Raw genomic sequence first — 20,747 nt, forward strand, 5'->3', positions numbered from 1 at the left:
CCGCGGGTCTCGAACGACAACCCGTACTCGGAATCACAGTTCAAGACGCTGAAGTACCGGCCCGACTTTCCTGACCGCTTCGGTACCATTGCCGAGGCGCGCCAGTTCTGCCGCGGGTTCTTCGCCTGGTACAACCATGAGCACAGACATTCGGGAATCGGCTATCTCACGCCGGCGGCCGTGTACTTCGGCCAGGCCGAGGCGGTACACGCTGCCCGCAGCCGTGTCCTCGACGTGGCCTACGCCGCGCATCCGGAACGGTTCGTGAACCAGCCCCCGGTCCCGCCGCCGCTCCCGAAGCCCGCCGGGATCAACCACACGCCGGATGACCAGGCCGAACCAGCCGACGGCGTGCCCGAACGATCAGAAGTCATCCCTCGACCGAGATCRCGACAGGGACGGAACACAGGCTAGTTCACAAAGAATCTTGTCCTAAAAATCTTGACAAGTTCCGTTCCGGGCCGCTTCCTGTTCATGGGGTCATCAGGTCGGTTGACCGCTACAGTCATAGTTTCCAGCCGGAGTACCAGCATGGCCATAGTGCCGGGCTGCTGCGGAGAGGTCCGCATCGGGGCGGTATGCCCGGACATATGGTGAGTGGAAACCCTCCCGCTGGATCCCTGACAGGGGCCCGACCCGGTTCGGTGGTGCGCCCCAGGCACGGACAGCCGACGCCGCCGCGAGCCGCCATCCCTTCGACGCCTCGTCAACCCTCGGTATCGAGGGGCATACTGACTGTTTTTTGCGGATGTTTGCGGGAACCGCGGACCGGGCGGCGGAGCCCGTGTTTCGATGCCGCCTATATGGTTCTACCGCCTGTATCGTTCTAGCGCCTGTATCCTTCTACCGYATGATCGACCCGCAGCCGGGCTCGAGAAGGAGGCATTCAATGCGGTATGCCGTATCTTCCCCGCGACGAGTCGGACGGCCGTTATCCTCCGGAGCGCCGGGAGCACCGGAAGCGGCTGCGTCCGGAGGGTGTCGTCCCGCGCGGCGCGGTTCCCGGCGGGCGGGCCGGCGCGGCGGCGCGACCCGGACCACCCTGGCCACTCTGACCACCGCCGGGGCGACCCTCGCGGTGAGCGGCATCCTGGCTCTGGTGAACGCGGGCGCCGCGCAGGCCGGTGGAGCGACCTGGGCGAGCTGCCCGGGCGGGCAGGCGACGGAGGTCGGTGTGCCGGCGGCGGCCGGAGAGCCGAACAGACCCGCGACGTATCTCGACGCCGGTTTCTACGTCCATGTCGCCTCGTTGTGGCCGCCGGCCACGGCATCGCTGTGCCGGACCGGTCCCGGCCGGGGTGAGGAGGCCGGCGAGCCGATCTTCAGGTTCGGGCACCTGAGCTGCCCCGGCGGCGACGCGACCTTCGGTGTGCGCAGGCCMGCGGTACCGGACCGGGCGAGCGCCGACGTCCCGTCGGCGACCTGGGGGACCTACCTGCCGGCCGGCTGGTACAGCCTGGACGACCTGAGCGACCCGTCGTGGACGTCGGTTTGCTGGTCGTCCAGGAGACGCTGACCGATCCCGGCCGGCGAAGCGCCGATTCAGGTCGAAGCGCCGAATCCGGTGGATCGGATTAATCGGATTAACCGGAATCGGCGCGAGAGGACCGGACCGATCAGTAGCGGTAGTGGTCGGCCTTGTACGGACCCTCGACGGGCACGCCGATGTAGTCCRCCTGCTGCTTGGTCAGCTGGGTGAGCCTCACGCCCAGCGCGTCGAGGTGCAGCCGGGCGACCTTCTCGTCGAGGTGCTTGGGCAGCACGTATACCCCGACGGGGTAGTTTTCGGTCTTCGTGAACAGCTCGATCTGCGCGATCACCTGGTTGGTGAAGCTGTTCGACATCACGAAGCTCGGATGTCCGGTGGCGCAACCGAGGTTCATCAGCCGGCCCTCGGCCAACACGATGATCGAGTGGCCGTCCGGGAACACCCACTCGTCGACCTGCGGCTTGATGTTGATCTTCTCGATGCCGGGGGTCCTGGCCAGGCCGGCCATGTCGATCTCGTTGTCGAAGTGCCCGATGTTCGACACGATCGCCTGGTGCTTCATCGCAGCCATGTGCTCGGCATGGATGATGTTGAAGTTGCCGGTCGTGGTGACGAAGATGTCCGCCGTCGCGACGACGTCCTCCAGGGTGGTGACCTGGAAACCGTCCATCGCGGCCTGCAGGGCGCAGATCGGGTCGATCTCGGTGACGATCACCCGGGCTCCCTGGCCGCGCAGCGCGTCCGCACAGCCCTTGCCGACGTCACCGTAGCCGCACACCACGGCGACCTTGCCGCCGATGAGCACGTCGGTGGCGCGGTTGAGACCGTCGATGACGGAGTGGCGGCAGCCGTACTTGTTGTCGAACTTCGACTTCGTCACCGAGTCGTTGACGTTGATCGCCGGGAATGCCAGCGTGCCGGCCTTCGCCATCTCATAGAGACGGTGCACGCCGGTCGTGGTCTCCTCGGTGACGCCCTTGATGTTCTTCGCGGTCTCGGTCCACCGACCCGGCTTCTGCGCGATGGTGCGGCGCAGGGTCTCCAGGACGATCGCGTACTCCTCGCCGTCCGCGGCGTCCGTCGCGGGGACCGCGCCGGCCGCCTCGAACTGGGCGCCCTTGTGGACGAGCAGGGTCGCGTCGCCGCCGTCGTCGAGGATCATGTTCGKGGTGCCGCCGTCCGGCCAGGCCAGCGCCTGGTCCGTGCACCACCAGTACTCCTCGAGGGTCTCGCCCTTCCAGGCGAAGACCGGCACGCCCCGCGGGTCGTCCTTGCTGCCGTTCGGCCCGACGACGACGGCGGCGGCCGCGTGGTCCTGGGTGGAGAAGATGTTGCAGGAGACCCAACGGACGTCGGCGCCGAGCGCTACCAAGGTCTCGATCAGCACCGCGGTCTGAATTGTCATGTGCAGGGAGCCCATGATGCGGGCGCCCCTGAGGGGCTGGCTGGCCGCGTATTCCGCCCGGGTGGCCATGAGGCCGGGCATCTCGTGCTCGGCAAGCCGGATCTCCTTGCGGCCGAACTCGGCCAGTGCGAGATCCGCGACCTTGAACTCGAAACTCATGCCCTCTCCTTCGACGCTCGGGCGGCTGCCGAGCCTATACGGCGGATGTCTCGTCCCGGTTTCCACCCGCCATCGGCCGCGGCCGTGATGCGCCGGCCTTGGAACGGGTTTCTTGAGCGTCCCACATGTCGCCGTGTTGACGAAGACCCGGTCCGGTTCTGTCGACCGCCGGGCCCGGGTCGTCCTGGCGCGGCTGGTGCACCCAGCCGCGTTCGTCCGCCCAGATCAACAGGGGTGGGAGGACGACCAGCGCGGACAGCAGGGCGATGGCGACGTTGAGGGCGACCAGCAGACCGAAGTCACGCAGCAGCGGTAGGGAGCTGAAGGCCAGGACGGCGACCCCGATCACGGCGGCGAGCGCGGAGACCACGAAGGCGCGTCCGGTGCGGGCCGCGGTCTGGTCGACGGCCTCCTTCGGCGTCAGGCCGCGTCGACGCTCTTCCAGGTGGCGAAGCACGAGCAGGGTGGTGAACTCRCTGCCCAGCGCGATGACGAGCGGGCCGCCGACCGCGGTGAGCGGGCTGAGATCGACGCCGACCAGCCAGGCGATCATGGAGCTGAGCCCGACCGCGATCAGCACCGGCACCAGCGACAGGACCGCCCGGACGATGCTGCGGTGCCAGACCAGCAGCATGAGCAGGACGCCGACCAGCGCGAAGTAGGTCAGCTGGGTCCGGTTCTTCGTGAAGTTCTCCAGCAGCCCGGTGCCGACCACGACGAGGYCCGACGGGGTGGCGCGTACCCCTTGCGGCGGATGGACCGTGTCCCGGATGTCGTCGACGATTGCGGCCTGCCGTTCCAACGAGCCCGATCCGGTACGGAAGACGAGGTTGAGCGCGTTGTGGGCCAGGTTCACCGTGGCGCGCTGGAGGTCGGGCGGTGCCGCGGCGTAGCCGAGCCGGACGTCCTGACCCGTCGGCAGGACGACCGTCGTGTTCGGCACCTCCATCATGAAGCTGATGGTCGTGACGAGGCTCGACGCGGTCAGCAGGTCGGCCGGGTCCTTCGCGAGCCGGGTGTTCGCGAACTCGGCGAGGAAGGCGACGGTGGCGTCGTCGAAGACGTTCGGTGACTGGACGTAGATGCCCAGCTCGCTGGCGGATCCGGTGCTCGCGCGCAGCGTGTTGATGTTCTTGATGACCTGACCCTGCTGGTCGACCCATTTCTCCGGATCGGTCTGGATCTTCAGTGTGCCGTCGGTGACGATCCCGACGGCGAAGACCGCGACGGACACGGCGACGAGCGGGAGCGCGGTGATCCGTGGCAGGGACCCCAGGGTGATCACCGTCCGACCCAGCGGGCCGTGGGTGTAGTCCTTCGGGGGGGTCGGCCGGCGACGTTCCCGCAGGCCCAACGAGGCGGTGAGGAACAGGATCGTGGCGATGACGATCACCGGCAGGCCCAGGGCGAGCAGCGTGCCGAAGTCCCGGATCATCGGGACGTCGCTGAACTCCAGCGCGAGGAAGGACAGCACCGCGGCGACGGTGGCGACACTCAGCGCGGGCAGCAGCCCGGCCAGGGCCGCGGTGACGGGATGGCCGGCCCGGGCCAGTTGGGCCTCCTCCTCCACCCGGCTGTGGAGCTGGACGGCGAAGTCGATGCCGACGCCGAGCAGCACCGGCAGACCGGAGATGGTCACCACCGACAGCGGGACACCCGCGTAGCCGGCGAGGCCGAACGCCCAGATGAGGCCGACGGCGACGACGCCGAGCGGGAGCAGCCGCCAGCGCACCGCGAAGGCGACGAGCAGCAGGCCGGCCATCAGTGCCAGGGAGATGCCCCCGAGGGTGACGAACCCGCCGCGCAGGTAGTCGTTGAGGTCGCGCAGCAGCGCGGGCGCCCCGGTCGACATCGTTGTCGCATTATCGAACATGCGTTCGGACGCGGCCTTCTCGGCCAGGGTCGCGGCCTGGCCCTCGGTCGTGAGGGAGGCGTTGCCCCGCAGTCGGGTGACCATCTGGCTGGTGGATTCGGTCGGGAAGAACGGCTTGATCGACTTACGGATGGCACCCGTGTTGTCGCGGAGCAGGAAGGAGACCCAGGCCGGGTTGTCGTAGACCCGCTCGGCCACCGGGATCGCCTGCATCCGCCGCAGTGTCGTGACGGAGTCGGCGAGGCGCCGCTGGGCGGAGACCGGATCCGGATCGCGGCGCTGGGCACCGAGCAGGATCTTCCCGGCGGGGCTGTTGACGGGATTGCCGTCCGGGCTCGTGACCAGGTTGTTCGTGAACTCCAGCGCCGTGAGCGGGGTGATCACCGATTCGATCCGGTCATCGGCGTCGAGGCTGGCCTGCAACTCCCGGAACTGGCTGATGTTGCGCTTGGTGAATAGGTCCTCGAGTCGTTCGCCCTTGTCCAGGGTGAACAGCGTGACCATCGCCTGGCCGCCGAAGAGGGACTGGTAGGCGACGTTGTCCCGGGCGACCTGGGAGTCGGGGTTCAGATAGTTGTCCTGGCCGGTGGTGAATTCCAGCCGGGTGGTTCCGAACCCCAGGGCGGCGGTGACGAGCAGCGCCACGACGGCGACGATGCCCGAGCGCCGACTGACCGTACTGACCATACGGGCGAGTGCCGCCGATGGCCCGGACCGGCGGTCCGGGCCCGACCCGTGCTCCGGTTCCGAGGTGCGGCCTGGCTCCGACCGGTGTTCGGGCCGGCCGGGATGATCGRCTGGATCGTCGGTGGAGGGGGAAGGCGTCGACATCGGTCACGCTCCGGAGTTATCCGCGTTGCCTCCGGATCGACGCGCGTTACCTGTCGGTCCGACGGCTGTGTCCCTGCTGTATAGCGCAGCAGGTCACACCGCCTGAAGGCCCCGGGGCAGCCGATTTCGCCGGAAAATGTTTCAGGCGATCAACACGCCCCGGGCCTGGCTCCCCGGGCTCGGCTACCGTCGCCATCCTCTCCGGGGTCGGACGTGCCCGGGGTCAGACGCCCGCGGACTCCCGTGACGGTCGGAGTTCGACGAGCGAGTCGTAGCTCGGGAAGAAGAGTCCCTCGTGCCCGTCATCCCAACGCACGACGAACGGCGGGCCTCCGTCCTCGCCGCGTACCTCGACCACGGTCCCGTGTCGTTCCGGGCTGCCCACCGTGCGGCCGTGGACGACGAACCTCTCTCCGACGGATGYGAACATCATGATGGTCGACCTCCCTGCCGGGCGATCCGGTCTGCTCTGCCTGGATGCTCCGGTGACCGATCGCATGCGCGTGCTCTTTCTGCCTAGCACGGAGCGTCGGTCGCGGCAGACCCGAAGCCCGAAAGGTCGCGAACTCCCGGTTCAGGACAGCCGCTCGACGACCAGCGCCATGCCCTGCCCGCCGCCGACGCACATTGTCTCCAGGCCGATGGTCGTGTCGGTGGTGCGTAGTCCGTTCAGCAGGGTGGTGAGTAGCCGGGCGCCGGTCATCCCGAACGGGTGACCGAGCGCGATCGCGCCACCGTGCACATTCAGCTTCGCGACGTCGAGCCCGAGCGCCCGGTAGGTCGGGATGACCTGCGCCGCGAACGCCTCGTTCAGCTCTACCAGGTCGACGTCGTCGATCGTCATCCCCGCCCGGGCCAGGGCCCGCCGGGACGCCTCCACCGGGGCCAGGCCCATGATCTCCGGTGACAGTGCGCTGACGCCGGTGGAGACGATCCGGGCCAGCGGGGTGATGCCGAGCTCGCGGGCCCTGGTGTCGCTCATGACGATGACCGCGGCGGCTCCGTCGTTGAGCGGGCAGGCGTTGCCGGCCGTGACGGTACCGTCCGGGCGGAACACCGGCCTGAGAGCGGCCAGCGCCCGCATCGTGGTTCCCGGCCGGGGACTGTCGTCRCTGTCGATCACCCCGCCGTCGGGCAGCGGCACCGGAATGATCTCCCGCTTGAAGAAGCCGTCCGCGACGGCCCGCTCCGTCAGGTTCTGCGAGCGGCAGGCGTACTCGTCCTGTTCGAGGCGGCTCACACCCGCGAGCTGGGCCACGTTCTCGGCGGTCTGCCCCATGGCGATGTAGACGTCGGGCAGCTCGCCGGCCGCCCGGGGATTCGTCCAGGGCGCGGACCCCGCCTGGGCACGGGCCGCCGTAYGGGCCTGGGCCTCGCAGTAGCGCGGGTTCTGGGTGTCCGGCAGGCTGTCGCTGTTGCCCCTGACGAAGCCGCTGACGACCTCCACCCCGGCGGCGATGAACGCGTCACCCTCTCCCGCGCGCACGGCGTGCGCAGCCATCCGCAGAGCCTGCAGGGAGGATGCGCAGTACCGGGAGACCGTCGTGCCGGGAACGGTGTCGAACCCGAGGCTGACGGCGACGACGCGGCTGATGTTGTGTCCCTGTTCGCCTCCGGGTAGCCCKCAACCGAGGATGAGATCGTCGATGTCGGCCGGGTTGAGGGCCGGAACCTGGTCCAGGGCTGCCCGGACGATGATGGCCGCGAGGTCGTCGGCCCGCATCCCCCGCAGCGAACCCTTGAACGCCCGCCCGATCGGTGATCGGGTTGCGGCGACGACAACGGCCTCGGTCACATGCCCTCCCAGTTCTCGGTGTTCTTGGTGTTCTTGGCGTTCTCGGTGTTCTTGGCGGCAGGGTCGCGGAGGCCGTGGTCCCTGCGGCCAAATGATCAAAACCCTAACGCGGACGAGCGCCCGCGGTCGCGGGTGGCCGAGCCGACGCGGCGAGGGGGACCCGTCGGGTTACGCTTTGATCATCCCGTCGCCAGCGAGCCGGATGGCGTGCCCGATGCGAGCAGACCTTGGTACACCCCGTGATGTCGCGGCCCTCGCCGCGGCCGCGGGCGAGCTGCGCGAGTGCGCCGCCCGGCTGCGCCGACTCGTCCCGGAGGTGGCCGGGGTGCTGGCCGGTGCGCGTGCCGCCGACACCCCGCGGGCATGGCGGTCACCGTGGCGGATCCGGTGCGCCGCCCGGCTGGACGACTGGCAGCGGGCGCTTGACGTCGGCGCCGGGGTGCTGCGCGATCGGGCCGGGCTGCTCGACTGGCTCGCCGAGCGGTACGACGAGCGTGCCCACGCCTTGCGCCTCGGTCTAGGCGCGGCTGCCGTGGTATCCGCCGACGAGCTCGCCCGGCTGCGCCGGTTCGACGCGTCCGGCGGCGTCGGGAACGACCCACGGGTGTGGATGCTGGCGCACGGACTGGCCACCGGTGGCGTCGAGGGCGATGCCGGGGGGAGGGAGGACCTGCCCGGGGCTATCGGAGGCTCCGGCGATGCCGGCGACGCTGGGGGCAGGCCCGCCGTGAAGGTCCCGATTGACGAAACCGTTCTGTTCGATCCGGTCCTGCTGGGCGTCCTGTCCGACCGCCTGCGGGCGGCGGGCGACCGGTCGGCCGCCCTGGCCCGAGCCGTCGCCGCGGACGGGGGACGGTTGAGCCGGCTGCCCGATCCGTTCGGCGGCGTGGACTGGTCCGATCCGCACTGCCTGTTCGGGGAGCGCAAACCGTCCGCTCCGGCTGGCCTGCTCGGTCTGGCTGGCTCGTCCGGACGGGACGACCCCGTCGGGTTCGGACTGCACGCGGTCGCTGTCGGAGCGCCGGCCATGGCGCGCGGCATCGACCGGCGGATGGCGCGTTTCGCCGCGGCCGAGCTGGTCGCCCGCATCGGCACGGATCCGGCGACGGTGACCGTCAATGATCTGACGGCGATCAGCGTTCGGCTGGCTGGCCTGTCCGCGGCGATGCGCCAGGCGGTCATCTCCCGGCTGCGCGGCCGGCCTCTGGCGGTCCTTGCCGCGGTGGCCGCCCGGGTGATCGAAAATCCGAGCCCCGGCATCCTTGGTTACCTGCCGGCGCTGGCCGACCTCACCGACGCCCTGATCGCCGGGGCCTCCTCGGCCATGATCGGAGACGTCCTGCTGGCCTTCCCATGGCTCGAACCCGGCTACCCTGTCGTCCGCGGACGCCCCGGCGAGGTCGTGGCGGTCGACCGCACCGGCGACCCGACGGTGCGTGACGGGATCAGCCCGAGCGATGTGGGGCAGGGCGGCGTCGCCGACTGCTACCTCGTCGCGGCGCTGATCGGCATCGCCCGCCAGGATCCCGGACTACTCGCGGAGCGGCTGCGGGCCAACCCCAACGGTACTGTCACGATCATCATGCACCCCCGCGGACCGGCCGGCGCCGGCGTGGGCGTCACCGTCACGGCCAGCCTGCCCGCTCGTCGGGTCCAGCCGCCGTACGGGCGATCGGAGGACGAGGCACCCGGGCCGCGGGCGCCGGGCACCTCCCGGTCGCGTGCGGCTGGGTACGAGGAGGTCGCGATGGACGGCGACGACGCGGCGGGACGGCCGGAGCTGTGGCCGGCGCTGTACGAGAAGGCCTACGCCCGGCTGCACGGCGGCTATCCCGCCATCGAATTCGGAAATGCGGCGACGGCCMTGCGGACGCTCACCGGGCGATCGGCGCACGTGTTCGCCGCCCACGAGGCGACCGTTCCCGCCCTCGGGGAGCTCCTCGCCGACGGCGAGGTGGTGATCGTGACCACCCGGCGTCGAACCCGGCCCGGCGGACTCGTCGCGGCGCACGCCTACACCCTGCTCGCCGTGGACGTGGCGCGCCGGCGGGTGCTGCTGCGTAATCCGTGGGATCCGGCGCCCGGGCAGAACAACGAGCGGTGGTACGCCTGGGACGGGATCCTCCCGGATACGCATGCGGTCGTGCACGGCCCGACCCGTTAACGGTCGGTGGCTGCCGCCCCGCTACCGCTGCCGAATGATCGCCACCGGGGTGGGGCAGTGAAGCATGCACTGGTGGCTGACCGATCCCAGCAGCAGCTCGGCGAAGCCGCCGTGACCGCGGGCGCCGACGACGACGAGATCGCACTCGCGACCCTTGACGATCAAGGCCTGGGTGGCCGAGGCGGGCAGCACCACGGCCCGTAGGTCTAGTCCGGCCGGCAGCTGGCCGCGGTCGCGGACGCCCGCGATGGACTCGTCGAGCACGGCCCGGGCCTGGTCCTCCAGGGCCTGGGTGATCTCCCCCGGTGCCTCGGCGAACGGCAACGGGATCGCCGCGAGCCAGGCGTGCACGGCGATCAGCGGAACCCCGCGCAGTGCGGCCTCCCCGGCGGCCCAGGCGAGGGCCGACAGTGCGTTGGGGGAGCCGTCCACACCCACGGCGATCGGTCGGGACGGTCGGGACGGTCGGGACGGTGCGCCGGCCGGGGTCGTGCCTTCGGCGGCGGTCGCGCCCGAGCCGGCGGTCGCGGCCTCGACGTCACCGCGGGCGATCACGATCGGAACCGTGGCGTGTACGGCGACGGAGGCACTGACCGACCCGATCCGCAGCCGGTGCAGCAGCCCCTGCCCCCGGGCGCCGACCACGATCATGCGGGCGTCGCGGCCGACCGTCAGCAGGGCCTCCGCACCCGGCAGGTCCACGGCCTGCTCCGTTACGGAGACGATCGATCCCGGTGGCGTGACCGCCGTCACGGTTTCGTGCAGCGTCCGCTCGGCCGCCTGCGCCAGGCCGGCACGCATCCCGGGCTGGGCCGGACCACGGGCGAAGCCGATCACGGCTTGGATGCCGCACCCCTGCCACTCCGCCTCGGTGAACGCCCAGCGCAGCGCCGTGTGGGAGCCCTCGGAACCATCGACCCCGACCACGATGTCGGCCATCGTCCGCCTCCTTCGAAGCCCGGTCCGGGATACCCGGCTGGTCGGCCGGGAACCCCGTCCGCCCGCGGGGGAGGCCAACGCGGGGGAGGCCAACGTGGAGTGGAGCTGCCCGCCGATCAACAGCTTCCGGTGTTGTTTTCGTGTGTTCGGGCCAGGTGAACCCTACGTTGGACCATCCTTCCCACCCGTCGGCGTGATCCATGGTGAGAAGTGGTGAATGGTTGGGTCACCGGTCCCCGGTAACCCCGTCGTCGGACCGGAAGCCACTGGGCGCCAGCCGCTCCCCTGCCGTGATCGATCGATAAGACGACGAGGTACGACAATGGAGGTCCACGATCTCTGTTGTCGGTGACGGTGGTTGGCGTCCGTTGTGTGGCGGCGGGTCGATCGGGCGAGGTGGCTGTTCCCGTCCGGCCTCGCCGGGCAAGGACGAAGAATGCCGTGACCGGGCGGTCCGGTTTCTCCCGGTGTTCCGGTTCCCGGCGATTTTTCTTGTGCGCCGAGTCCCGTCGTAGTTCCGGATACCGGTGGGCCGGTTCAACCGGTGAGCGCGCCCGGACTTTCCTCCGCACGTGCCGTGGGCAGGATGTACTCGGGCGCGGTCACCGTGGCGGCCATCCCTCCGGCCATCCCTCCGGCGAGGTGCGGGGGGATCCTCCACGCCGCCGAGTCCTCCTCCCCGGGGATGCAGTCCCGCCGGGTGACGCGGTAATAAGGAATTGAATATGACGGATTAAAAATCGATTTCTGGTGTCACCCGATGAGGTTGAAGGCAGGGAGAAGAACTGCTCGGGAGGTCTTTCCGGATGGCCCGGTGTGGCCTTTTCGTGGCCGCCGGCCCCATCTTTTGCTTTGCGTCAGTCGCGCGATGTTTGATGCGTCTGTCGCACCACGAGTCCCCAACGAGGGTGATGAAGTCATGTCCTCTTCATGTGAATGTGGTGGCCCTCCCCAGGAGCCTCCCCTCCAGGCACGGAGTACCGTGCCTGGACAGACGTTGACCGGTCCCCGACCCACCGAACCCGTTCAGGTCGGCATGATCCCCGGGCAACCCGCCCCGGTCCGCTCGGGCGGGCGCAGTCCGTCAGCTTCGAGTGACCCCGCCGAGGAAGGGAGGCATGTGGCGTCGGCCGTGACCCAGCTTGCCCTCCCCGGTGCTCTGGTTCTGGTCCGTGCGCAGGAGCCGGGCACGCTGGTGTCCGATCGCGGGGGATGGCAGCGGGCGGTGCTGCGGGCGGCCCTGCCGTCGGCGGCGAAGCTGGTCGCGTTGACGCTGGCGAGCCACGTCGCCGAGGTTCCGCCGGCGGCGCCCGCCGGTGCCGCGGTGAGCGCCCCCGGCCTGGTCACCCTGGTCGCGGAGACCGGTTACAGCCGGACCCACGTGCAGCGCCAGATCACCAGGCTGCGCAACCAGGGCTGGTTGGCGACGGTGGCCCGGCCTGCGGCTGGCAGGACGACGCGGTTAGCCCTGAGCATCCCCGAGGCCGCCGTACGGGCAGGCGAGGTCCGCCTGGTCGAGGCCGACGTCGCATCCTCGCCGGCGGCTCCGGCGTCCGCGGCTCCGGCGTCCGCGGCTCCGGCGTCCGCGGCTCCGGCGTCCGCGGAGGCCGGCTCGGCAACCGCCGCCTCGGCCGCGCCCGCTCGTCGGCGCCGCGGCGGTCGCCGTGGCCGGATCGGCCTGCGGACGGCGTCTGCGGTCGGCCGTCGTCCCCGGGCGATGGCGTCCGTGGCGGGCGATGGCTCGCCTGGTGCCGCCAGCCCGGCGGTCAACCTCGCCCCCTCGAGGGGCGCCGACCGCCCGGACAGCGCCGGTTCGGATGATCCGGACACCGCCGGTTCGGATGATCCGGACACCGCCCGTTCGGATGATCCGGACACCGCCCGTTCAGACCAGCCGGAGCCGGGTGACGCCCGAGCGGACGGCGACCCCCAACCGGCTCCGGCCGTGGGCACCGTCGATCCCGCCACCCGCGGGGCCGTGACGGACGAGCCACACGTCCTGACGGACGAGACCGCTGGGGCAGCGGACGCGTCGACTCCCGAACCGGAGCGGGGCGCCCCGACAGTCCCGTTGCCCCCTCCGCCGCCCGAGCCGATGACCCTGGCCGCCAGCCAGGTGATCACGGTCCTCGCGAACGCGATGCGGCGCCCGACGTCCGACTACCTGGCTATCTACCAGAAACTGCGGGTGATCCTGGAGGAGGACAGCTGGGAACCGGTTGAACTGGCCCTGCATCTAGTGCACATCATCACGACCGGTGTCCTGGTCGGGGATGGCGACGAGATCGACAATCTGTCCTGGCGACTCGATCGCCTGCCCAGGGCGTCCRCCGACTGCAACTGCCGCGCCTGCCTGGAGAACCGGGGGATCAGGACCGGACCGACGCCGGGTTCCACCGTCCCGAACCAGGGGCGCGGGCGCTACACCCGCACCGCGAAGGAGAGGGGACCCGCGCCCGGACGCCCAGGATGGGAGGCCTACGGGTCCCGAGCCGCCCGCCCGGAATCCGAGGCGCCGCCCGTGTCGATCCCGCGGCCACCGCTGGAGGCTATCGAGGAGGCCGCTCGCGCGGGACGTGCGCATGCCCAGATGGCGAGCCAGTCGGCGGCTGACGGCGCGGCCTGAGCCGGTCGACCTGTGGTCCGGGTCGCTCGCCGCGGCGAGCGGCGGCGGGCCGCGGATGGTGACGGTCAGTGGCGGATGGTGTTGCATAGTCCCAGCGACAGCCCATCATGGGAAGTCATGGTGACTTCGGTGGACGACACCCGTGGCTGATTCCGGGTCGGACGGCGGCTATGACGCCGACGTGATCGTGATCGGGAGCGGGTTCGGCGGCAGCGTCAGCGCGCTACGGCTCGCGGAGAAGGGCCATCGTGTCCTCGTGCTGGAGGCCGGTCGCCGGTTCACCCCGGACACGCTGCCGAAGAACAGCTGGCACGTTCGCCGGTATCTGTGGATGCCGCGGTTGGGCTGCCACGGTATCCAGAAGATCACCTGGTTGGGTCGGGTCGTGGTGCTGTCCGGAACGGCGGTCGGTGGCGGCTCGGTCGTCTACGCGAACACGCTGTACCGCCCGCTCGACGCCTTCTATACCGACCCGCAGTGGCGGGACATCACCGACTGGCGCCGTGAGCTGGAGCCGTTCTTCGACCAGGCCGAACGCATGCTCGGGGTGAATCCCAACCCGACGACGACGTACTCCGACGAGGTGTTCCGCACGGTCGCCGAGGAGATGCGGGTCGGGTCCACCTTCGCGGCGGCGCCGGTCGGTGTCTTCTTCGGCCGCGACGGCAGCCGGGAACCCGGCGTGCGTGTCCCTGACCCGTACTTCGGCGGCGCCGGCCCGGCTCGGACGGGATGCGTAGAGTGCGGGGAGTGCATGAGCGGCTGCCGTCGAGGGGCCAAGAACACCCTCGACTGTAACTACCTGTACCTGGCCGAGCGGGCCGGTGTGCGGGTAGTCCCGGACACCACGGTCACGGCTGTCCGGCCACGCTCGACCGGCGGGTATGAGCTCGACATGGTCCGGACGGGGGGTCTCGTCCGGCGTCGGCGACGTACCCTCACCGCGGAGCAGGTCGTGTTCGCCGCCGGCACCCTGGGCACCCAGCGGCTGCTGCTGGCGATGAAACAGAGCGGTGACCTGCCGGCGTTGTCCGACCGGCTCGGTCATMTCACCCGGACGAACTCCGAGGCGATCCTGGGCGCATCCAGGCTGCGCCCCGATCAGCGGATCGCCCGGGGAGTCGCGATCACCTCGTCCTTCCACCCCGACGAGCACACCCACATCGAACCCGTGCGCTACGGCCGGGGGAGCAACCTGATGGCACTGATCAGCGCGTCGATGACCGACGGCGGCGGGCGGGTGCCGCGCTGGCTGAAATACCTGCGTCAGGTCGTGCTCCACCCACATCAGGCGCTGGCGTCGTCACTGCCCTGGCGATGGTCCGAGCGGACCATCATTGCGCTGGTCATGCAGTCGTGGGACAACTCGTTGATCGTCTCCCTGCGCCGTGGGCCGTTCGGTCTCGGCTGGCTGACGAGTCGGCAGGGACACGGTGAGCCGAACCCCTCCTGGATCCCGGAGGGCAACGATGCCGCCCGCCGGATCGCGGCCAGGATGGGCGGCTACCCCGGCGGGTCGATCGGCGAGATCGCCAACATCCCGCTGACCGCGCACATCCTCGGCGGGGCCCCCATCGGCACGGATCCCACCACCGGAGTGATCGATCCCTACCACCGGGTCTTCGGATACGAGGGGCTGCACGTCGTCGACGGCGCCGCGGTCTCGGCGAACCTCGGCGCGAACCCGTCGTTGACCATCACTGCGCAGGCCGAACGGGCGATGTCCTTCTGGCCGAACAAGGGGGAACCCGACCCGCGCCCACCTCTCGGGGCGGCCTACCGGCCGGTTGCGCCGAGAGCACCGGCGCACCCCGCCGTCCCAGCCGGCGCTCCCGGGACCTACCGCGTGGTCGGCCCGGTCGGCCCGGTCGGCCCGGTCGCGGGGACGAGGTGACCGGTTGCCGGATGCTGGCCACGAGCTGCCGGGATGCGGGTGCGTCCGGCAGCCACGCTTTGCCCGGCACGTCGATCGCCGGCACGTCGATCGCCGGCACGTGATCTCAGCGCCGCCGGCTGGGCGCACCGCGCGACGGGTCGACGCCGGGCAACTCCTCGAAGTCAGGGGTCGCCGAGGCGGACAGGCCTTCGTCGAAGGCGCCCCGGGTATCAGTGCCGGCGGGGGATGCGGTGGTGCCGGCGGGGGATGCGGTGGTGCCGGCGGGGGATGCGGTGGTGCCGGCGGGGGATGCGGTGGTGCCGGCGGGGGATGCGGTGGCGGTGGTGTCAAGCGGCACGGGTTCGGCGGTGGTGGCCGGGCTTTCCTCCGCCTGGGCCAGGTACCGCCGCACCGCGGCGGTCCCCGCCGCACCCGCGCCGACGAGGGCGAGCGTGAGGAACTCCCGCCGCCGACGGCGGTGCACCCTCGCGAGCTTGGACTCGGCCTTCGCCAGCCGCTTTTCCAGGATCTCCTGGGCTTTGTCGGCCTGCAGGCGCGCCTTGGCCTCGCGCTGCACCGCGCGCCGGGAGCGATGCTTCTCCGCCCGCAGTTCGGCGGCGGCCCGGGCGCGTTCGGCGGCGAGCTCGGCATGCGCCCGGGCCTTCTCGATCCGCCTGGCGGTCCGACCGGACACGGCGGTGGCTTTGCCGACGGCCCGGCCCGCGGCCTTCCCGGCCGCCTTCTGGGCCGACGCACCGGTCTTGGTGGCCGTGCTGGAGGCGTCGGAGATCCGGTGCGCCACGCTGGCGCCCACATCCCTGGTGGCCGACGCGGCCGAGCCGGCCGTACCCCCGGCCTTGCTCGCCGCCTTGTGAGCGACCGTGCCGGCGCGGTCGGCGGCGCTCTTCGCGGTGTCGGACAGCCCGCTAACCGGCACCGTGTCGGCGACATGTGACAGTCTGTCCTTCAATATCGTACTCATGGTGCCCTCTCGTTGAGCCGATGGTCGAGGCGTCCGACCATCGAACTGGTGGTGTGCCCAGGTATCGGTGTGGTCAAGATCTGTGAAGTGTGYCGTACCCCGTCGGCGGGCTTCTCCAACGCGTTAACCCTCCGTAGCGTGTCACTAATACTTGGGTGACATGTCTGGRCTGTGCCCTTGGGAAGGTGTACCCGGTGCGAACCTCGGTGATGGAATTCCCCCGCGGCGCCCGGCGCATACGATCGAGACCCATCCGGACGCCGGCTGACCAGACACCCGCAGAGATCGATCTGAAGAGAAGAGAGGCTCATGGCCGAKGAGCTGTACGCGACGCTGCGGACGACTCAGGGGGACATCGAGATCCGCTTGTTCCCCGACCACGCTCCCAAGACGGTGCGGAACTTCGTCGGCCTCGCGACCGGCACGCAGGAGTGGACGGACCCGGAGACCGGTGCCAAGAAGACCGGCACGCCGCTGTACAGCGGAACGATCTTTCATCGGGTCATTCCGAACTTCATGATCCAGGGCGGTGACCCGCTGGGCTCCGGTCGAGGTGGTCCGGGCTACCGGTTCGCCRACGAGTTCCATCCGGACCTGACCTTCAACCGGCCGTACCTGCTCGCGATGGCGAACGCCGGACCGGGGACCAACGGCTCGCAGTTCTTCGTCACGGTCGCGCCCACCGACTGGCTCAACCGCAAGCACACCATCTTCGGTGAGGTCACGCGGGGAACCGACGTGGTGGATGCGATCGCCAAGGCGCCGACCGGGGCGCAGGACCGGCCGAAGTCCGACATCGTCATCCAGGAGATCGTGATCGACCGCCGGTCCGCCTGACCGGCCGGTCACCGCCTCGAACCCGGGAGTACGGCGCATGAGAGCTCCAGCCGCGCGGCGTGCGCGGTCGTCGGCCGCCGCGTGCGTACGGGCGGCCGGACGTGTTCACGTCAGCCGTACCCCTCCGGCGGCGACGCTGGCCTCCGGGGCGGCGCGGTGACGGCGAACCCGCCCGTCGAACCGCCCACGGATGACCAGCCGGGCGGCCCGGAGCAGCGCCCGGCCGGATCGGGGCACCCGGTGGCCGAGCCGGGGTGGCGACCCACGGTCGGCCCGGCGCCCGGCTGGTCGGGGTGGACTCCACCTTCCGGTTCCGGCGGTCCCCCGCCGCCCGCGGGCGGTTTTCCCGCGGGTGGTCCTCCCGCCGGCCGGCCGCAGCCACCCGGCGCCGCGATGATCCCGCACTGCTACCGTCATCCGGACCGGGAGACCTACGTCTCCTGCCAGCGCTGCGGCCGGCCGATCTGCCCCGACTGCATGCGCCCGGCGGCGGTCGGCTTCCACTGCCCGGAGGAGGGCGACCGCTCCACGCCGCAGCGCCGAACGCGGACCACACTCGGCGGCCCGGCTCAGGTCGCCCGGCAGGGGCTGGTCACCCAGATCCTCATCGGCCTGTGCGTCGCCGCCTACATCCTGCAGGGCGCGCCCGGGCTGACCGGCCGCGGCACCTTCAACCGCTTCACCGGCGACTTCGCCATGATCGGAATCCGGATCGCGGCGGACGACCAGTACTATCGGCTGCTGACCGCGGCCTTCCTGCACGCCGGCGTGCTCCACATCCTGTTCAATATGTACGCGCTGTATCTGCTCGGGTTTCAGCTCGAGGCGATCCTCGGGCGGGCTCGGTACCTCGCGCTGTTCGTGGCGGGGGCGCTCGGTGGGAACACCCTGAGTTACGTGCTCGGTGACGGGTTCACCGTGTCGGTCGGCGCGTCCACCGCGATCTTCGCGTTCTTTGCCGCCTACTACATCATCGCCCGCCGCCTGCGGGTSGACTCCCGGCAGATCCTCATCGTGCTCGGGATCAACCTCGCCATCACCTTCTCGTTCAGCAACATCGACAAATGGGGGCATCTCGGTGGGCTGGCTGTCGGTGCCATCATCGGTCTGATCTACGCCTACGTCCCGCCCCGCCGGGTGCTGCTCCAGGCGGGCGGGGTCGCCGCCGTGCTCGCGTTGCTGTTCGCCGCCGCGATCATCAAGTCGTCGACACTGGTGTAGCCCGGCAGTTGTAGCCCGACAGSCCTGGTCGCGGGGGTGAGGACGGCCGCGACGCTTGCACGCCGCCGAGTAGCGGCTACCATTCGCTTTCTTGTCAATACTCATAGTAGCGATCTACGTGTGGTGGCGATAGCGTGATGGATGCCGTGGCACGGCGCGGGCAGGGGGATCAGATGGCACATTCACCGGTGCGGCGCAGCGGGGGCAGTCCCTTCCCGCCGATCGCCGAGTACGGATTCCTGTCCGACTGTGAGACGTCCTGTCTCGTTGCCCCCAGCGGCAACGTCGAGTGGATGTGTGTGCCCCGGCCCGATGCCCCGAGTGTCTTCGGGTCGGTGCTGGACCGGTCGGCCGGGGGCTTCCGTTTCGGTCCCGAGCGTACGCAGATCCCGGCCGGCCGGCGCTACCTCCCCGGGACGAACATTCTCGAGACCACCTGGCAGACGCCGAACGGCTGGCTCATCGTCACCGATTGCCTGGTGGTCGGGCGCTGGCATCGCACCCACAAGCGTTCGAACACGCACCGTCGGACGCCGAGCGACTGGGACGCCGACCACGTGCTGCTCCGGCTGGCTCGCTGTGAGCACGGCTCGGTGGATCTCAGCCTGGTGTGCGAGCCGAACTTCGACTACGGCCGTGAGCCCGAGTCCTGGCAGTACGAGGGAGAGGATTACTCCTCCGGCGTGATCAGCCATGCGGGCACCAACGTCACGCTGCGGCTGCGTACCGACCTGCGGCTCGGTTTCGACGGCCGGCGGGCACTGGCTCGCACCACGCTGCGGGAGGGGGACACCGCGTTCGTCGCGCTCACCTGGCGCCCGGAGGAGCCCCTGCTTCCGGACACCTACCTGCAGGCGTGCGTCGCCGTCGACCGGACAACGGAGTTCTGGCGCCAGTGGCTGTCGCGGGGAATGTTTCCCGACCATCCCTGGCGGCGCCATCTGCAGCGCAGCGCCCTCGCGCTGAAAGGACTGACCTACGCGCCGACCGGTGCTCTGCTCGCCGCCTCGACCACCTCGTTGCCGGAGACCCCGCGCGGCGAACGGAACTGGGACTACCGATACAGCTGGATCCGCGATTCCACCTTCGCGCTGTGGGGCCTGTACACCCTCGGGCTGGACTACGAGGCCAACGATTTCTTCTCGTTCATCGCCGACGTCGCCGAGAACGATGACGACGACATCCAGGTGATGTACCGGGTGAGCGGCGAGCCGAAGATCGACGAGGAGGTCCTCGGTCACCTGTCCGGCTACGAGGGAGCCTACCCGGTACGGATCGGCAACGCAGCGGCACTGCAACGTCAACACGACGTCTGGGGTGTCGTTCTCGACTCCGTGTACCTGCACACCAAGTCCCGTGACTACCTCTCCGAACGGCTCTGGCCGGTGCTCGTGCGCCTCGTCGAGGCGGCGGCCACGCACTGGCGGGAGCCGGACCGCGGGATGTGGGAGGTGCGCGGGGCGCCGCAGCACTTCACCGTGTCCAAGATGATGTGCTGGGTTGCCCTGGACCGGGGTCGGCGGCTGGCGCAGATGCGGGGGGACGCCAAGACGGCGGCGCGCTGGCGGGCCGTGGCGGAGGAGATCCACGCCGAGGTGTGCGAGAAGGGTGTGGATCATCGCGGTGTGTTTACCCAGTACTACGGATCGAAGGCGCTCGACGCCTCACTGCTCCTGATTCCGCTGCTCGGGTTCCTGCCGGCGGCCGACGAACGCGTGAAGKCCACCGTGCTCGCGATCGCCGACGAGCTGACCGTTGACGGGCTGGTCCTGCGCTACCGCACGGAGGAGACCGACGACGGGGTCTCCGGCACCGAGGGCGCCTTCCTGATCTGCTCGTTCTGGCTGGTCTCCGCCCTGGTGGAGATCGGCGAGCTGACCCGTGCCCGGCAGCTGTGTGAACGGCTGCTGAGCCTCGCCAGCCCGCTGGATCTCTATGCCGAGGAGATCGATCCGGTCAGTGGCCRCCATCTCGGAAACTTCCCCCAGGCGTTCACCCATCTGGCCCTGATCAACGCGGTGATGTACGTGATCAGGGCCGAGGACGCCGAGGCCTACGCCCGGCCGTCCCCCTCGACCTGATCGTGCAGGCCGGTCCCGGGACAGGTGGCCACGGCGATCAGGCGAACCCGAGCGGGTCGTGGCATTAACGTGGGAGCTGTGGCCAGCCTGGAGGTTGTGGACAAGCGGGTCGAGGTCGTCCTGCGCGGGCTTGAACGGATCGGCGCGGTGCGTGGGGACGTCTCCGTGCGGCTCGACGAGGTACTCGACGTACGCCTGGCGGCGGATGCGTTCGCGGAAGTGCACGGATGGCGGGCGCCCGGGACCGGACTGCCGCGCGTCATGGCCCTCGGGACCTGGCGGTCGCGGGGCGGCAAGGAGTTTGTCGCTGTCTACCGCGGCCGGCCCGCGGTCGTGGTGGAGGTCCGCCCGGGTGGCGAGTTCCGGCGCCTGATCGTCACAACCGGCGACGCCGAACGCGCCGTGGCGCGTCTGCGCAGGGCGGTCATCGCGCGCTGACGGTCCCGGATCCGGACCCGGCGTCAGGGCC

At 70.3% G+C, this 20,747-nt stretch carries 14 protein-coding genes and 1 pseudogene; 9 read left to right on the forward strand and 6 right to left on the reverse strand.

The window, feature by feature from the left end; translation table 11 throughout:
* Nucleotides 1-315 (forward strand): annotated as a pseudogene (locus tag CcI156_RS20370) (integrase core domain-containing protein); the annotation flags it as partial.
* A 763-nt stretch (nucleotides 316-1,078) separates the two neighbouring features.
* Complete coding sequence (locus CcI156_RS20375; protein ID WP_232234815.1) at nucleotides 1,079-1,516, forward strand: hypothetical protein; 438 nt, start codon at nucleotides 1,079-1,081, stop codon at nucleotides 1,514-1,516.
* Nucleotides 1,517-1,616: 100 nt separating this feature from the next.
* On the opposite strand, the gene ahcY is transcribed toward CcI156_RS20375, so the two are convergent.
* The 4 genes from ahcY to CcI156_RS20395 all read right to left on the reverse strand — a co-directional run bounded on the left by ahcY (nucleotide 1,617) and on the right by CcI156_RS20395 (nucleotide 7,552).
* Nucleotides 1,617-3,053: an adenosylhomocysteinase gene (gene ahcY / locus CcI156_RS20380; protein ID WP_076807592.1), complete on the reverse strand. Its 1,437-nt coding sequence runs from the start codon at nucleotides 3,051-3,053 to the stop codon at nucleotides 1,617-1,619.
* A gap of 34 nt (nucleotides 3,054-3,087) precedes the next feature.
* Entirely contained in the window at nucleotides 3,088-5,613 is a 2,526-nt protein-coding gene (locus CcI156_RS20385) for an RND family transporter (RefSeq protein WP_254847534.1), read from the reverse strand.
* A 367-nt stretch (nucleotides 5,614-5,980) separates the two neighbouring features.
* Entirely contained in the window at nucleotides 5,981-6,187 is a 207-nt protein-coding gene (locus tag CcI156_RS20390; protein ID WP_076807623.1) for a DUF1918 domain-containing protein, read from the reverse strand.
* Between the two features lie 144 nt (nucleotides 6,188-6,331).
* The gene (locus CcI156_RS20395; protein WP_076807596.1) at nucleotides 6,332-7,552 is read right to left on the reverse strand and encodes an acetyl-CoA C-acetyltransferase; all 1,221 of its coding nucleotides are present in this window, start codon (nucleotides 7,550-7,552) and stop codon (nucleotides 6,332-6,334) included.
* Nucleotides 7,553-7,766: 214 nt separating this feature from the next.
* Here CcI156_RS20395 and CcI156_RS20400 point away from each other — a divergent pair, with 214 nt between their 5' ends.
* Nucleotides 7,767-9,716: a C2 family cysteine protease gene (locus tag CcI156_RS20400; RefSeq protein WP_076807598.1), complete on the forward strand. Its 1,950-nt coding sequence runs from the start codon at nucleotides 7,767-7,769 to the stop codon at nucleotides 9,714-9,716.
* Between the two features lie 21 nt (nucleotides 9,717-9,737).
* Here the strand turns inward: CcI156_RS20400 and CcI156_RS20405 are convergent, their stop codons facing one another.
* Nucleotides 9,738-10,655 (reverse strand): universal stress protein, encoded by a 918-nt coding sequence (locus CcI156_RS20405; protein WP_070982123.1) that lies wholly within the window; start codon nucleotides 10,653-10,655, stop codon nucleotides 9,738-9,740.
* A 1,120-nt stretch (nucleotides 10,656-11,775) separates the two neighbouring features.
* Here CcI156_RS20405 and CcI156_RS25945 point away from each other — a divergent pair.
* Nucleotides 11,776-13,281: a hypothetical protein gene (locus CcI156_RS25945; protein WP_076807600.1), complete on the forward strand. Its 1,506-nt coding sequence runs from the start codon at nucleotides 11,776-11,778 to the stop codon at nucleotides 13,279-13,281.
* A 142-nt stretch (nucleotides 13,282-13,423) separates the two neighbouring features.
* Nucleotides 13,424-15,175, forward strand: coding sequence for an FAD-dependent oxidoreductase (locus CcI156_RS20415; protein WP_076807602.1), 1,752 nt, complete (start codon nucleotides 13,424-13,426; stop codon nucleotides 15,173-15,175).
* Nucleotides 15,176-15,281: 106 nt separating this feature from the next.
* Here the strand turns inward: CcI156_RS20415 and CcI156_RS25950 are convergent, their stop codons facing one another.
* Nucleotides 15,282-16,139: a hypothetical protein gene (locus CcI156_RS25950; RefSeq protein ID WP_023840018.1), complete on the reverse strand. Its 858-nt coding sequence runs from the start codon at nucleotides 16,137-16,139 to the stop codon at nucleotides 15,282-15,284.
* A gap of 309 nt (nucleotides 16,140-16,448) precedes the next feature.
* Here CcI156_RS25950 and CcI156_RS20425 point away from each other — a divergent pair, with 309 nt between their 5' ends.
* The 4 genes from CcI156_RS20425 (at nucleotide 16,449) to CcI156_RS20440 (ending at nucleotide 20,716) form a co-directional block, all read left to right on the forward strand.
* Nucleotides 16,449-16,976 (forward strand): peptidylprolyl isomerase, encoded by a 528-nt coding sequence (locus tag CcI156_RS20425; RefSeq protein WP_076807604.1) that lies wholly within the window; start codon nucleotides 16,449-16,451, stop codon nucleotides 16,974-16,976.
* Nucleotides 16,977-17,132: 156 nt separating this feature from the next.
* Complete coding sequence (locus tag CcI156_RS20430; RefSeq protein WP_236707270.1) at nucleotides 17,133-18,197, forward strand: rhomboid family intramembrane serine protease; 1,065 nt, start codon at nucleotides 17,133-17,135, stop codon at nucleotides 18,195-18,197.
* Between the two features lie 173 nt (nucleotides 18,198-18,370).
* The gene (locus CcI156_RS20435) at nucleotides 18,371-20,278 is read left to right on the forward strand and encodes a glycoside hydrolase family 15 protein (protein WP_076807626.1); all 1,908 of its coding nucleotides are present in this window, start codon (nucleotides 18,371-18,373) and stop codon (nucleotides 20,276-20,278) included.
* Nucleotides 20,279-20,356: 78 nt separating this feature from the next.
* Complete coding sequence (locus CcI156_RS20440; RefSeq protein WP_023840019.1) at nucleotides 20,357-20,716, forward strand: hypothetical protein; 360 nt, start codon at nucleotides 20,357-20,359, stop codon at nucleotides 20,714-20,716.
* Nucleotides 20,717-20,747 lie beyond the last annotated feature (31 nt).

The sequence above is a fragment of the Frankia sp. CcI156 genome, assembly GCF_001983015.1.
GTDB lineage: Bacteria > Actinomycetota > Actinomycetes > Frankiales > Frankiaceae > Frankia > Frankia casuarinae.

Excerpts from the sequence above, each read along its gene's own strand:
- CcI156_RS20405 (WP_070982123.1), bottom strand. The coding sequence starts at position 10,655 with ATGGCCGACATCGTGGTCGGGGTCGATGGTTCCGAGGGCTCCCACACG.
- CcI156_RS25950 (WP_023840018.1), bottom strand. The coding sequence starts at position 16,139 with ATGAGTACGATATTGAAGGACAGACTGTCACATGTCGCCGACACGGTG.